Below are 13,768 nucleotides of genomic sequence, written 5' to 3'. Positions count from 1 at the left end.
TATCAATTGTTGTGTTCTTTAAACATGTTTGCTAATACCTGGTATTCTGCCCTTTGAAATAAATCTATACCACCGGATGTCCCCAGTTTGATAATGTCATTGCACTTCTTTAAGCGTGAAAGCATCGGAAGGATGATCGTTTTACCACGATTAACAAAATCCTCTAATTCTTCTTCTGAAGAAGGTATTTTATAGCCATCGGGACTGCTAGAAATAATTACTCCATCATCTCTAAGTTTTGCAATAATCTTTGCACGGAATGCTTGAATAGGCATTCTATCAAATCCTAAATAGCAGAGCTGATTTAATAATTCCTTTGTCGGAATGTACTTGCGAGGAGACCTATTCATAAAACGGAATAACAGATAGTCAAGAACTGCAACTTGCTGTTTTACTTCTATTTCATCTGAATCTTTATGTTTTTCCATAAATAATTTAGCTCTCCTATAACATATATCCGCAATCTGAGCATTATATTGAGGATTCAGATCATTATGAAGAATATCAAAGGACTCAAATGTCTGCGGAAACTCCTTTATCATAAGAATCTTAGATGACAAGATGGATCTGTAATTATTTCCATTTGCCTTTACTTTTTTATGCTCATCGTAATTATATGCAAGTGAGCCAGCGACAACATCTGCAACCTGAATAATCAAATTATCTTTGCTATTTTCAAATCGGAAAAGACTTTTATCAAAAAGAGATAAAGGAACTTCACGTTCTCTTATGTATTTTGCAAAAGACTTTAAATATTCATTTTCTCCAACCTCATCTGCAGAAATAACCAAATTACTGAAACTAGTCCTCAACTCTTGGTAGGCGAGATTATTTATAAATTTATAAAACGTTTGTTTATATCTCAAGCCTGACTGTTCAAAAATTTTCCGTTTATCACACACCAATGCAAATATCTTAAAAGGCAACACTTTTAGTTCGTTTAAGATAGAAATACGCTTACGATGATCTTTACCTATACGACTTGACTTAATCTCACCGTTAGGAAAGTATTTATTACGGATTATTTCAACATTTTGTTTTACCGTAGAGACGTCATCTTCATCTACTATAATAGCCGTAATAATAAAATGTGTAGAGCAACCTTCGCTCTCAAAATTGTAGCCGAAGGCTCCAAATTCATCCACGTATGCATATTTCGTATTCATAGTCAACAATTTATTGCCCCATCTTCGCCAAAAGCAAAGACTGTAATTCGGTTAGTTTTGAATTTTCTTTCTCTTTTAGAGACTTTTGTTTATATACAATCTCCATTTGTTCTTCAAACTTAATGCGCTGCTCCAGTTTGGGAATTAGGCATTCTTGTTTATATATTATAGACTGAGTTAATAGAGGCTGGCCAGAACCTTCACTTTGGCAGTTCAAATCCATCTCCTTCATTGTTCTATACAAAAATATTGTATTGCCATTTTTAGGAATTGCAATCATAGCATTATCATTTACATAGCATTTACTTTGATGAAGATATAAAGAGCCACAATTGATGCCAACTCTTCCTATAACAACAACATCTTCTGCATTAGATCTACTCGTATATCCAATGATACCATTACCACCGTATACGGGGATATCTCCTCCACTTGGCACAATAGCTTTACCATTCTTGATTTCTGCAAGATTTCCCAATGTCCCCATTCTCCAACCTTCTGGTAGGTTTTCTTTGTCGATGCCATCAACAAACATTTTGCGGTAGAGGGCTTGGGCTGTGGCTTCAAGCTTTTCTATCATCTGTTCATTCAGACGAATGCGACGAGATAGCGTTTCGTATTCCTCCACGATTTCACGCTGACGGGCTATATCTGGCAAAGGAAGATACACATCACATAGTTCGTCCCAATCAAATATCTCACGAGCACTACCATGAGAATGGAAACGTGCATATCGGTCAAATTCTGGACGCTGAAACCACATCATCAAATATTCTGATGACATCTTCTCACTATCGACAACTTCAAAGACAGTATACGCCTGAGAAATAATGGCATCTCTATCACCTTTATACAATGCAATAGAGACCTTATCACCATTACGCGATGTTACAGGACCGTATGCAAATTGCCCAGGATTTACCACCTTATAGGTTGACATATCCGTTCCAATAGTATTGGCAATCGAAGGAATGAATTGTTTGGATATACTCACACCTTCCAAGTTCGTAACCTTCAAATCCTTGTTACGAACATTCACTTCTCTGATATAGTCGCCCAAGCGCTTATAATCCATAGCCTAACTTTTCAAAGAGTGATTTTAGTTCCTTATTACTTGCTTCTTCCTGTTGCATGAGGTCACGCATTTCGGTTTGCAACTGCCTCATCTTAGTGTCGAAATCTATCTGCTCGTCACGATTCTTGAACACAATATACTTACTTGGAACCAGGCTCCAACCCTTCTGCTCTATCTCATCAATAGTAGCAGAATAGCAATATTCTGGCTCATTGTGATAGGTTTCCTCGTAGCCCTCGCGCTGCCAATTATGGAAGTTCTCAGCAATCTGCTGAATCTGTTCTGGTGAGAACTGAATGTATTTCTTCTCAAATGGCTCGCCCCATTGGCGTAGGTCGATGAACAGCACTTCGTTCTCACGATTGCGATACTTCACAATCTTGCCATTCTGCTCGATAGTGCGAGCTTTCTTATTGTTGTTCAGAATCCATAGTGTTACGCTAATGTCTGTAGAATAGAACATATTGCGAGGTAGAATCACAATAGCCTCAACAATATGGTTCTGAATAAGTTGCTTGCGGATAGCCAGCTCTGTGCCGTCGCCACTCAATGCGCCATTGGCCAACAAGAAGCCAGCAGTACCATTAGCAGAGAGCTTGCTCACGATATTCAGAATCCAGCCATAGTTGGCGTTACTGGTGGGAGGTGTGTCATAGCCCATCCATCGCGGATCATCCACCAACTCATTATCAGCTCTCCACGCTTTCTGGTTGAATGGTGGGTTGGCCATAATAAAGTCGGCCTTCAGGTCTTTATGCTGGTCGTTATGAAAGGTATCAGCAGCCATTTCGCCAAGGTTACAAGCAATACCACGAATAGCCAGGTTCATCTTTGCCAGTTTATATGTGGTGTTGGTATACTCCTGACCATATACGCTGATATCACGTTTGTTACCGTGATGGGCCTCGATAAACTTCATGCTCTGAACAAACATACCGCCAGAACCACAACATGGGTCGTAAATCTTGCCACGATAAGGCTCAATCATCTCAGCTATCAGGTTGACGATGGTCTTTGGCGTATAGTATTCTCCTTTACCCTTACCTTCGGCAATAGCAAACTTGCCTAAGAAGTACTCATACACACGTCCCATCAGGTCGTGCTCAGGGTCTTTCAGCGTATCTATCTTATTGATTTCGTCGAGCAAAGCAGCCAGCTTGGTACGATCGAGCGACAGACCAGCATAGTAGTTGCTGGGCAAGGCACCCTTTAACGATGGGTTGCTATCCTCAACCTTTGCTAAGGCCTTATCAATCTTAATGGCGATATCATTCTGTTTGGCATTCTCTATCAGGAAATCCCAACGACTTTCGGGGTCCAGATAGAACACGTTTTTAGCATTATAGAATACGGGGTTATCAGCAAACTGCTCCTTACCTTCAGCCACCAGCTCATTCCTACGCTCCGTAAAACGGTCGTAAGCATACTTTAGGAAGATAAGGCTCAGCACCACGTGCTTATACTCCGATGGCTCCACAGAGCCTCGCAGTTTATTCGCTGATTCCCACAGCGTTTCTTCTATCGATTTCTCTTTTATCTGTTTCTTTGCCATAATTCTATATTTGTTCAGCCTTCAGCCTGAAAGCTTCTGGATCTGTTGTCATTTGATATATTTTGATATTTGGATTCAGTTTCCTTGCAGTCTTGATAATCTTGGTTTTATTTCGAGGAAAGATATTCACGCCCAGATAGACAGACTCAAAACAATCGGCTGTTAATTGGGGATAATGCCTTATTTCTCTGCCATCAACTAATTTTTCGTTTTTCAATTCGTTTGGTATATCTCTTCCTGCACGAACCCATAGCGGATTTTTTGTTATCAATCTCACCTCCTGCTCATGCTCCCATGCCTTGGCCTTTGTAGTCCATAAATTCTTCCATGAAGGCAAGGATTTAAAATAATTGGGCTTTTGGAGTATATCCTTATACTTAACTACTTCAAGAGAAGGAGGCATCATTCCAAAGAATCCGTAATGACAGGACTTTAAAACTGCTTCTACATTCAAACCTATACAGATACCCTTGTGACAGTTATAATAGGCCCACATCAGCAAGGAGTCATATACTTTAGACAAACAGCAAATCCATGTATTGTTTCTCAGGTTCACCATATCAATTTCTCCTTTAAAAGAGAGAAATTTTGCTATCGGCCAATCGTTTTTATTTTCAGGAATATATGAGTAATCAAACAAAGCTGGATGGCAGTCAAACGGATCGTTAAATTTGGATGCATTAGTAAACTGTAGATTGTGATGCTCCAGCATCGCCAATCCACCGTTCACATCTAAATATTTATATAACGTCTCCATTAATAAGATTACCAAACTAAACAACCTTTGTTTTAAGCATAATTGCCTACAAAGATAGTAAAAAAAATGCAATCTGTTTCCATTTTGAAGAAAAAAATGGCTTGGTAGGGGAAAATGAAGGGGAAGAAGCCATGGATACAAATCTTCCAGTCTTCCACCCTAAAAACCATCAAAAACCATGCAAAAACCGCACTTTTCGATGAAGAAGCATACGTTTGCAGCAAAAATGAGTGACGAGAAAAATCCGTAACCATCCCCATTTTGCCTAGGAAAAAGCAGAAAAACCACCCCTATATAGCTGAAATCATGAAATGACCCGGGTCATTTCATGACTTGAGCTAACTCAATCGATGAATTCACTCGAGTGAAGATTTTGGGGGTATTATGAATGACTTTTCCTGATTTCACTAGACACTTTTTCTCTTCATTAGCTGATTCTGTAGACACTTTCGATGTTGTCGTCCTGAATCGATAGACACAAGCGAAAAAGCTGTGCTGTTTTAGTTGACACCTTGGTCATGCTGGACACGCAGAGCCCTGGGCTGTTCGTTCGGCAAAACCGGATGCCCCTCGATGGGGCATTCAGTTTTTTGTCAGATGCGCTGGCATACGCCTTCGCCCATACTGTTTGTTCGGCTCTGCAAAGATACAACATTATTTTCATTCTCTGTCTGTTTTTGGGAATAAATCTTGTTTTTCCACTTCCTTTCCTGTAGACCCTGCTCAAAATGCACCACCGCTGGTGTCTTGTAGCCTATGCTCATGTGCAGGCGATGGTAGTTGTAGAAATGGATGAAGTTCGGTATAAGATTCTGCATGTACTCATACGTATGCAGTTGCTTCTGCCTGTAGAGGCATTCCACCTTTATTATACCGTTGGTACGCTCGGCAATGGCGTTATCTGTAGGTTTGTAATCCTCACACATGGATATGCTGATGTTGTATGCCTTGAGCGCAGCCACGTAGGCATCGCAGCAGTACTGTACCCCTCGGTCGGAGTGATGTATCAGCCCCTTGAGCGACTCGCTGCCAGACATGGACACTGCCTGTTCTACAGCCATTTTTAGAGCCTCTATCGAAATGGCAGCCTTCAGTGACTTAGCAAGTTTCCAGCCTACAATCTTGTGTGAGTAGGCATCGGTAATCAGATGGAGGTAGCATACGTCGCCGCCAGCAAGGGCAATATAGGTAATATCGGCCACCCAGAGCTGGTTGGCGGCGGTGACTACTATGTCCTTTGTTAAGTTATTGTACTTGTGGTAGCGATGGTTGGAATTCGTCGTATGGCGGGGCTTTGGTTTGGGAAGCATAAGTCCCTTGCGGCGTAGCAGTACGAAGAAACGGTCACGCCCAGGAACAAAGCCACGTCCAAACATCTCGATAAGCATTAACCACAGTTTGTAACCGCCAATACCAGGATCCTCCCCACGGATATCCTTGACGGCATCGATGACTTTTCGCTCATGTTCGATCTCCGTCTCAATGTCAGCCTTCGACTGGTAGAAGGCCTGACGACAATGGCCAAACAGCTGGACTACGAGTGCGACGGCAAGACCGCACTCGAAGACCAGTTCCATTGCTACTTGGCCCCAGATTTTTTTCTTATTGAAATGTCGTAGTAATCCTCAGCCTTGTCAATCATCATATCACGGGCCAAGGTCTCAAGACGGGAGAATTCCAATGCCTTCTCTAGTTCCTTAATGCGCTTCTTTAACTGCGCATTCTCGTCCTTGTAGCTGTCTTTACCGCGGTTTGCCATATCATCTTCGCCTGATTCCGACTGCAAAGGTAATGAAACTTTTTCAGATTCGTGCGTCTTTGTCCATCTTAAAAAGGTACCACGATCAATCTCATGCTTTTTGGCGAAGGCATAAATGCTCATGCCTGAATCGTAATACTCACTCAGCATCCTCAGACGAAAATCTTCACTGTAATGCTTGTAATGCTCTCGAATTGCTTTACTCATAGTTATACACATTTTTTATTAATACTAAATGTGTCTACCTATATCAGTATAAGTCAGAATACATGAAACATTAAACATTAAACATGAAACATTAAACATGAAACATGAAACATGAAACATGAAACATGAAACATGAAACATGAAACATTAAACATTAAACATTAAATTACGACTCGATTTTTAGGTGAACAAAAAAAACGGGTCAGAAAATGGCCCGTTAACTGAATTCATTGCCTATCCGAGATACTCATCATCCCGTACCAGCACATTCTCAATCTTGCCGACGTACATTGTATGGAAGTTACTTATTCTCCCTAGCTTTTCTTGCAAACTCAAACAGCGACAAGGGCAGATGACAGTAGCCATCTGGATTCTTGTCCAGATAGTCCTGATGATACTCCTCGGCCGTGTAGAAGTTCTGCAGGGGAAGTTTTTCCACCACCAGCGGCTGCTCATAGTTTTTCTGTTCCTCGGCAAAGACCTTCTCTATGACAGGCAGGTCTGCCGGGTCGGTATAATAGACGCCCGTGCGATAGCGTGTGCCCTCGTCGTGTCCCTGCTTGTTGAGGCTGGTAGGGTCGATAGCCTTGAAAAACATCTGCAACAGGAATTCCAGGCTGACCACATCGGGACGGAAACGCACCAGAACTGTCTCTGCAAAGCCTGTTGTATCTGTATAGACTTCCTTGTACGAGGGATTCTCGGTATGTCCGTTGGCAAATCCCACCTCCGTGAGGACCACACCTTCAATCTGTTTGAAGAAATGTTCTGTACCCCAGAAACAGCCACCAGCAAAATAGATATCCTTTGTGGTCTGCGCGCCGTCTGAGGCCGTTCCGTTTAATAACTGTTCGTCTAGTTTCATAATTATATTAATAATAGTTCAAATACGTTGTTGTGAACATGCAGACAGATTAAATTTTTCTGCATTTTAATGCAAAGGTACGGTTTTTCCGTGTAAAGTTACGCTAAATATGGGAAAATTGCTACCTTTGCACCCAATAATTAACAACATTTTGGCAATACAGATAACATACAGACGCACCAGCCGCTTGTCTATGCGCATTGTGAAGAATGGCGATGTGCATGTGTCGGCACCCATCGGACTGTCACGAGACAGGGTGATAGCCTTTATCGAGGAGCACCGCGACTGGATCAGCGAGGCCAGGAAGAAGACCTTGGAGCGTCAGCAACAGCGGAACGCCTTCTACGACAAGTTGCCCCTGACCACCCGTGCCCAGGCAGACGACGCATTGCGACGGTTGAAAGCGCTAATAGAACCGATGGTAGAGCGCCATGCAAAGGAGATGGGTGTAAGGCCGAGCAGGGTGTTTTTCAAGCCTACCATTTCGCGCTGGGGCCAGTGCAACGTGCGCGACCGCAGCATTTGCATCTCGGCCTACGTGCTGCTATTGCCCGAATGGTGTGTGGAGCATGTCGTGGTGCACGAGATGTGCCACCTCTTAGAACCAAGTCATAATGCTCGTTTCCATGCCCTCATGGACAGGTATTTCCCTCGTTGGCGCGAGGCCAGGCGAGAAACGCGCAGGGTATCATCGCTGTCGAAATAATCATAAGGCGAGCCTCAACCCACATAACAAACAACAAAAAGAAATGCCTCAAGCATCCACTTTAGGGAGCCTGAGGCATTTCTAAATACCACTATATAAGCGCGGGGTTACAACTTAGTGATGATACCCTGCTGCGTACTCTTCATAAACTCGATAATCTGACGTATCTCGGCGCTGTCGGGCACCTGCTCCTCAATCTGCTTCACCGCATCAAAGAGTGAAGTCTGACCGTGGAACACCAGACGATAGGCATTAGCAATATGCTTCAGCACCTTCTCGTTGATGCCGTTCATGCGACCCATGGTATAGTTCACACCACCATACTCGCTGCGCTTGGTGCAGATGATAAAGGGAGGCACATCCTTGGAGAAGGTAGTACCGGCCTGAATCATTGCGCCGCGGCCCACACGCGTCTTAGCATTCTCGATGACTGACGACGAGAAGATGACGCCATCCCGAATCTCGCAGTCGCCGGCAATCTTGGTACCATAGCCAAAGACACAGCGGTTGCCCACCTTGGTGTCGTGCGAGATATGGGCACCCTCCATCAGCACGTTATCATTGCCTATAACGGTCTGGCCGCCAGTATGGGTGGCGCGGTTGATGACTACATTCTCGCGGATAATGTTGTTGTCGCCAATGATGCACTCGGACTTCTCGCCACAGAACTCAAAATCCTGAGGCAGAGCACCTATCACGGAACCCTGGTGCACCTTATTATTCTTACCCATGCGCGTGCCGTCGAGGATGCTGACGAAGGGGAAGATGATGCAGTTGTCACCAATCACCACGTCGTCCTCAACATACACAAAGGGGAATATCTTACAGTTGTCGCCAATCTTCGCCTTGGGCGATATCTCGGCTCTTGGACTAATTTCACTTGCCATAATTGTCAATTATCAATTTTCAATTATCCATTATTTACTTCCACCTCCCAGGGCCTGATAGAGGTTGACCACAGCCTGCATCTTGTTAAAGTCGTCGGTGACCTTAGAGATGCGGGCATTGAGCAAGCCGTTCTGTGCCTGGATAACCTCCAGATAGCTGGAGCCCTTAGAGGTATAAAGCAGTTTGGTATCCTCCACATTCTGCTCGTAGATCTTCACCTGCTTCTCGTCGAGCTTGCTCTTCTCGTCGCAAGTGTTATAGGCCAGAAGGGCATTGCTCACCTCGTTGCCAGCCTTGAGGATTGTGTTCTGGAAGGTGTTGAGTGCCTGCTCCTGCTGTGCCTTTGCCACCTTCAGGCCAGCCACAATCTGTCCGTGCTGGAAGATGGGCTGCGTCAGTGAGCCGATAGCAGAGAGAATCCACTTGCCGGGGTTGACAACGGCAGTACCAAGGCTATTGGTAAACATGGCCGTACCCGTGACATTCAGGTTGGGATAGAAGCGCGAGCGAGCCGTCTCTGTGTCGTAGAAGCACTGCGCCAACGACATCTCGGCAGCGTGCACATCAGGACGATTAGAGAGCAACTGGATGCCAACGCCTGCAGCGAAGGTGGTGGGCAGGCTCTGGTTGTAGAACTTGCCGCGGGCAATCTGATGACCAGCCTCGTTGAGCAGCAGCGACATCGAGTTCTCCATCTCACGAATCTGGCGCTTGAGGTCGGCCTTCTTTGCCTGCACGCTATAGTAGTTGGCCTCGGCCGTCTGCACACTGGTAGAGCGGGCACGGCCCAACTGCATCTGCAACTGCATCATGTCCCAGGTGTCCTTGGTGAGTCCCTCCATATCGGTGACAATAGCCAACTGTTCGTCGAGCATCATCAACGTGTAGTAGAGGTTGGCCACACCACAGATAATCTGTGTCTGCACAGCCACCTGATAATCCTTTGTTGCCAGCAATTTCATCTGTGCCGAGCGCTTCTGCGAGAGCAGGTTGCCAAAGAGGTCAATGTTCCACGTAGCGCTGACAGGCAACTGATAGGTCTTGCTGACAGAGGCGCCGTCCATCTGTACCTGACTGATGGTGCCCTGGGGCGCAAAAGCCACAGAGGGCAGGAAAGCCAGTTTGGCACAGGTCAGTGCCGTCTCCATCATCTTCACGTTGAGGGCAGCATTGCGCAGGTCAACATTATTCTCAAGAGCGGTCTCTATGAGTCCCTGCAGCTGAGGGTCAGTAAACACCTCGCGCCAGGGCAGATTGCCAAAGTTCTCGTCGGTATTCACAGCCAGGGTGTCGCCATCGCTCTGCAGGTCGCGAATCAGTCCCTTGGTATTCAAATCCTCAGGACGCTCGTATTTGTTGTAGAGTCCGCAGCTGGTCAACATCAAGCTGAGCAACAGCCCCACCCCCAGGCTCCTCCCTATATGGAGGGGAGTGGACGCCTTTTTCTTTAATATCTTATTCATCTTTATCTTCATTATATTATTCTACCCATTCCCCTCCCTGCGAGGGAGGGGTCAGGGGAGAGTATTTTATTTTTCCAATTTATAATCTACAGGACGCTTGGCATACTGCTGCAACTCGGTGGTCACATCAGGATTCTCCTCGTCACCTTCGAACTTCATCGGTCTGAACTTCTCCTGCAGACTCTGGAAGAGCACAAACAAGGCAGGCACCACAAAAATCTGACACAGCGTACCGATAAGCATACCGCCCACGGCAGCTGCACCCAGCGTCTGGTTACCATTCTTGCCTACGCCCGATGCAAACATCATTGGCAGCAAACCGATAATCATGGCCAACGACGTCATCAGGATAGGACGCAGACGAGCGGCGGCACCCAGCACGGCAGACCACGAGACTGCCATACCCGTCTGACGACGCTCAAGGGCGAACTGCACAATCAGGATGGCGTTCTTAGCCAACAGACCAATCAGCATGATGAGCGAGATCTGCATGTAGATATCGTTGGAGTGGCCAAACAGTGCCGTAAAGCCGAAACAGCCAGCCAGACCAAACGGTACGGAGAGCACCACGGCCAGAGGCAGGATGTACGACTCGTACTGTGCCGACAGAATCAGGTAGATAAAGAGGAAGCAGAGCACGAAGATAATCCACGTAGAGTTAGATGCCTTGGCCTCCTCACGGGTCAAACCAGAATAGTCATAGGTATAACCTGTGGGCAGTGTTGTGGCAGCCACCTCCTGACAAGCCTTGATAGCCTCACCCGAAGAGAAGCCGTCGTTCACCGTTGCCGTGACGTTGATAGAGGTAAACAGGTTGAAGCGGTTGATGTTTGATGGGCCATAAACACGCTCCAGACGACAGAACTCTTTCACGGGCGACATGCCTGATGGGGTGCGCACATAGATGCTATTAAGCGACTCTTCTGTCTGACGCGTCTCGGGCGAGCCCTGAATCATCACACGGAACAACTTACCATAGGCGTTGAAGTTGGAGGCGTAGAGTCCGCCATAGTAGCCCTGCAGGGTACTCAGGATGGCAGAAGGCGACACACCCACCTGCTTACACTTAGCCACATCAACATGTACCATGTACTGCGGGTAAGAGGGGTTGTATGATGTCTGGGCCATCTGAATCTCAGGACGCTTATTCAGCTCTGCGATATAGTTCTTCACAATATCATAGAACTTGTTCAAATCGCCACCTGTGCGGTCCTGCATCACCAACGACACACCGCTGCTCAACGAGTAACCAGGAATCATTGGGGGCGAGAAAGCCAGGATAGAGGCATCCTTGATATGTGCCGTCTTGATGAATATCTGGGCTACAACCATCTGGGCATCCAGCGGGTTCACAAAGAAACGATAGATACCGTCGCCCTGCCAGAGTCCAGAGATTTTCCACCACAGTCCGCGCTGACGCTCAGAGAAGGGCTTCAACTTAATAATAAAGGTAGCCTGATCTGAACCAGAACCTGCGATAAAGTTGTATCCCTGAATCTGCTCACGGGCCTGAATAGCAGGATCGGCAGCCAGAATACTATCTACCTCATTGATAATCTGACGGGTACGAGCCACAGAGGTGGCAGGGGGCATAGAGATGGTACAGAACACGGTTCCGGTATCCTCGTCGGGCACCAGACCGCTCTTGGTGGTCAACATAGAACCTACAAGGGCCACGATACCCACCAGCGCTACCATCAGGATAAGCACAGGCTTGCGCACGGTCTTCTCGATGCTCTTCTTATACTTACCCAGAATCTTATCGTAAGCGGTATTGAAGGCCAGGTGGAAACGGTCAATACGACTCAGTTTCTTCTCACCGTCCTTGTCGTGGGGCTTCAGGAAGATAGCACACAGGGCAGGCGACAGCGTCAGGGCATTCAGGGCAGAGATAAAGATTGACACGGCCATCGTCACACCAAACTCGCGATAGAAGGTGCCGCTGGTGCCACCGATAAACGATACCGGAACGAACACTGAGGCCATCACCAGCGTGATGGAGATGATAGCGCCCGAAATCTCGTTCATGGCATCAACAGAGGCTGTCAACGCACTCTTATAGCCCTGGTCCAACTTGGCATGCACAGCCTCAACCACCACGATGGCATCGTCCACCACAATAGCGATTGCCAGCAGCAGAGCCGACAGCGTGAGCAGGTTGATAGAGAAGCCCATCACGTTGAGGAAGAAGAATGTACCAATCAGCGACACAGGTACTGCAATCAGAGGTATCAGCGTAGAACGCCAGTCCTGCAAGAACACGTAGATAACGATGAACACCAGAATCAACGTGAAGAACAGGGTGAAGATAACCTCTTCAATAGAGGCATACAAGAACTCCGTCACATCATAGTTGATCTTATAGGTCATGCCCGGGGGGAACAGTTTAGCCTGCTCTTCGAGCTCGGCCTTCACCTGCTTGGCAATCTCGTTGGCGTTAGAACCGGCAATCTGCTGTACCATACCCAGCACTGAGGGCAGGTTGTTGTTTCTCATGGACACAGAATACATCTGGCCACCCAACTCGATACGTGCCACATCCTTCAGCTTCAGGGTCTGACCGTTGGCATCACTGGAGATGATGATATTGCCAAACTCTTCTGCCGACTTCAGACGACCTGTATAGCGCAGTGAATACTCGTAGGCTACATCCGACTGCTCACCAAAGGAACCAGGAGCGGCCTCGATATTCTGTTCGGCCAGTACATTACTGATATCAGAAGGCATCAGGTTATACTGCTTCATCACGTCGGGCTTCAGCCAGATACGCATGGCGTATGACTTCATACCAGGGCTCTGCACATCACCCACACCCTGAATACGCTTGATAGCAGGGATGATATTGATGTTGTTGTAGTTGGTCAGGAACTCATCATCATAGCGTCCGTCCTCAGAGGTCAGCGTGAACATCAGCACCTGAGAGGTCTGACGCTTCATCACGGTAACACCCACACGGGTTACCTCGGCAGGCAACAGAGCCTGAGCCTGCTGCACACGGTTCTGTACGTTCACAGCACACATATCGGCGTTCATGCCCTGACGGAACAGAATGCTAATCTGTGCCGAACCTGCACCAGCTGTTGACTGGATATAGTCCATACCCTCTACACCATTGATGCTCTCTTCCAGAGGGGTGATAACCGAGTTTTTCACCGTCTCGGCATCGGCACCGGGATACTGAGTGTGCACCACAACGGTAGGCGGTGCAATATCCGGATACTGCTCAATAGGCAGCGAGAAAAGTCCGATAACACCCAGGATAACGATGAGGATAGAAATCACCGTCGAAAGTACTGGGCGCTTGATAAAATTAGTAAATGTCATACTTTC

At 46.4% G+C, this 13,768-nt stretch carries 11 protein-coding genes; 1 reads left to right on the top strand and 10 read right to left on the bottom strand.

Going from position 1 to position 13,768, the window contains the following annotated elements:
* Nucleotides 1-2: 2 nt before the first annotated feature.
* The 7 genes from L6466_RS02525 to msrA form a co-directional block, all read right to left on the bottom strand.
* Nucleotides 3-1,166 carry a DUF3800 domain-containing protein gene (locus tag L6466_RS02525; protein WP_237802195.1) on the bottom strand — a complete coding sequence of 388 codons (1,164 nt, stop codon included), beginning with the start codon at nt 1,164-1,166 and terminating at the stop codon, nt 3-5.
* A gap of 10 nt (nt 1,167-1,176) precedes the next feature.
* Nucleotides 1,177-2,241 carry a restriction endonuclease subunit S gene (locus L6466_RS02520; RefSeq protein ID WP_237802196.1) on the bottom strand — a complete coding sequence of 355 codons (1,065 nt, stop codon included), beginning with the start codon at nt 2,239-2,241 and terminating at the stop codon, nt 1,177-1,179.
* A complete protein-coding gene (locus L6466_RS02515; protein ID WP_237802197.1) occupies nt 2,231-3,793 on the bottom strand; it encodes a type I restriction-modification system subunit M in 1,563 nt (520 codons plus the stop codon). The genes L6466_RS02520 and L6466_RS02515 overlap by 11 nt, the downstream gene beginning before the upstream one ends.
* Before the next feature lie 4 nt (nt 3,794-3,797).
* Nucleotides 3,798-4,550, bottom strand: a complete 753-nt coding sequence (locus L6466_RS02510; protein WP_237793457.1) for a DUF2971 domain-containing protein — start codon at nt 4,548-4,550, stop codon at nt 3,798-3,800.
* 593 nt (nt 4,551-5,143) lie between these two features.
* Nucleotides 5,144-6,127 carry an IS3 family transposase gene (locus L6466_RS02505; RefSeq protein WP_237802163.1) on the bottom strand — a complete coding sequence of 328 codons (984 nt, stop codon included), beginning with the start codon at nt 6,125-6,127 and terminating at the stop codon, nt 5,144-5,146.
* Between the two features lie 2 nt (nt 6,128-6,129).
* On the bottom strand, nt 6,130-6,516 hold the full coding sequence (locus L6466_RS02500) for a transposase (protein ID WP_237802161.1): 387 nt from the start codon (nt 6,514-6,516) through the stop codon (nt 6,130-6,132).
* Between the two features lie 301 nt (nt 6,517-6,817).
* Nucleotides 6,818-7,381, bottom strand: coding sequence for a peptide-methionine (S)-S-oxide reductase MsrA (msrA, locus tag L6466_RS02495; protein ID WP_237802198.1), 564 nt, complete (start codon nt 7,379-7,381; stop codon nt 6,818-6,820).
* A gap of 151 nt (nt 7,382-7,532) precedes the next feature.
* On the opposite strand from msrA, the gene L6466_RS02490 reads away from it, so the two are divergent.
* Entirely contained in the window at nt 7,533-8,087 is a 555-nt protein-coding gene (locus tag L6466_RS02490; RefSeq protein ID WP_237802199.1) for a M48 family metallopeptidase, read from the top strand.
* Nucleotides 8,088-8,194: 107 nt separating this feature from the next.
* Here L6466_RS02490 and lpxA read toward each other — a convergent pair whose 3' ends face one another.
* The 3 genes from lpxA to L6466_RS02475 all read right to left on the bottom strand — a co-directional run bounded on the left by lpxA (nt 8,195) and on the right by L6466_RS02475 (nt 13,762).
* Nucleotides 8,195-8,974 (bottom strand): acyl-ACP--UDP-N-acetylglucosamine O-acyltransferase, encoded by a 780-nt coding sequence (gene lpxA / locus L6466_RS02485; RefSeq protein ID WP_237802200.1) that lies wholly within the window; start codon nt 8,972-8,974, stop codon nt 8,195-8,197.
* 30 nt (nt 8,975-9,004) lie between these two features.
* Nucleotides 9,005-10,357, bottom strand: a complete 1,353-nt coding sequence (locus L6466_RS02480) for a TolC family protein (RefSeq protein WP_373277385.1) — start codon at nt 10,355-10,357, stop codon at nt 9,005-9,007.
* 147 nt (nt 10,358-10,504) lie between these two features.
* Nucleotides 10,505-13,762 carry an efflux RND transporter permease subunit gene (locus tag L6466_RS02475; RefSeq protein ID WP_237793462.1) on the bottom strand — a complete coding sequence of 1,086 codons (3,258 nt, stop codon included), beginning with the start codon at nt 13,760-13,762 and terminating at the stop codon, nt 10,505-10,507.
* Between the last annotated feature and the right edge of the window lie 6 nt (nt 13,763-13,768).

It is taken from the genome of Prevotella communis (assembly GCF_022024175.1).
Taxonomy (GTDB): Bacteria; Bacteroidota; Bacteroidia; order Bacteroidales; family Bacteroidaceae; genus Prevotella; species Prevotella communis.
This window is presented reverse-complemented; position numbering and strand designations above follow the sequence as displayed.

Bases quoted from the DNA above. Each gene is read 5' to 3' on its own strand.
- L6466_RS02525 (WP_237802195.1), bottom strand. From the start codon at position 1,166: ATGAATACGAAATATGCATACGTGGATGAATTTGGAGCCTTCGGCTAC.
- L6466_RS02520 (WP_237802196.1), bottom strand. From the start codon at position 2,241: ATGGATTATAAGCGCTTGGGCGACTATATCAGAGAAGTGAATGTTCGT.
- L6466_RS02515 (WP_237802197.1), bottom strand. From the start codon at position 3,793: ATGGCAAAGAAACAGATAAAAGAGAAATCGATAGAAGAAACGCTGTGG.
- L6466_RS02510 (WP_237793457.1), bottom strand. From the start codon at position 4,550: ATGGAGACGTTATATAAATATTTAGATGTGAACGGTGGATTGGCGATG.
- L6466_RS02505 (WP_237802163.1), bottom strand. From the start codon at position 6,127: ATGGAACTGGTCTTCGAGTGCGGTCTTGCCGTCGCACTCGTAGTCCAG.
- L6466_RS02500 (WP_237802161.1), bottom strand. From the start codon at position 6,516: ATGAGTAAAGCAATTCGAGAGCATTACAAGCATTACAGTGAAGATTTT.
- msrA (WP_237802198.1), bottom strand. From the start codon at position 7,381: ATGAAACTAGACGAACAGTTATTAAACGGAACGGCCTCAGACGGCGCG.
- lpxA (WP_237802200.1), bottom strand. From the start codon at position 8,974: ATGGCAAGTGAAATTAGTCCAAGAGCCGAGATATCGCCCAAGGCGAAG.
- L6466_RS02480 (WP_373277385.1), bottom strand. From the start codon at position 10,357: ATGTTGACCAGCTGCGGACTCTACAACAAATACGAGCGTCCTGAGGAT.
- L6466_RS02475 (WP_237793462.1), bottom strand. From the start codon at position 13,762: ATGACATTTACTAATTTTATCAAGCGCCCAGTACTTTCGACGGTGATT.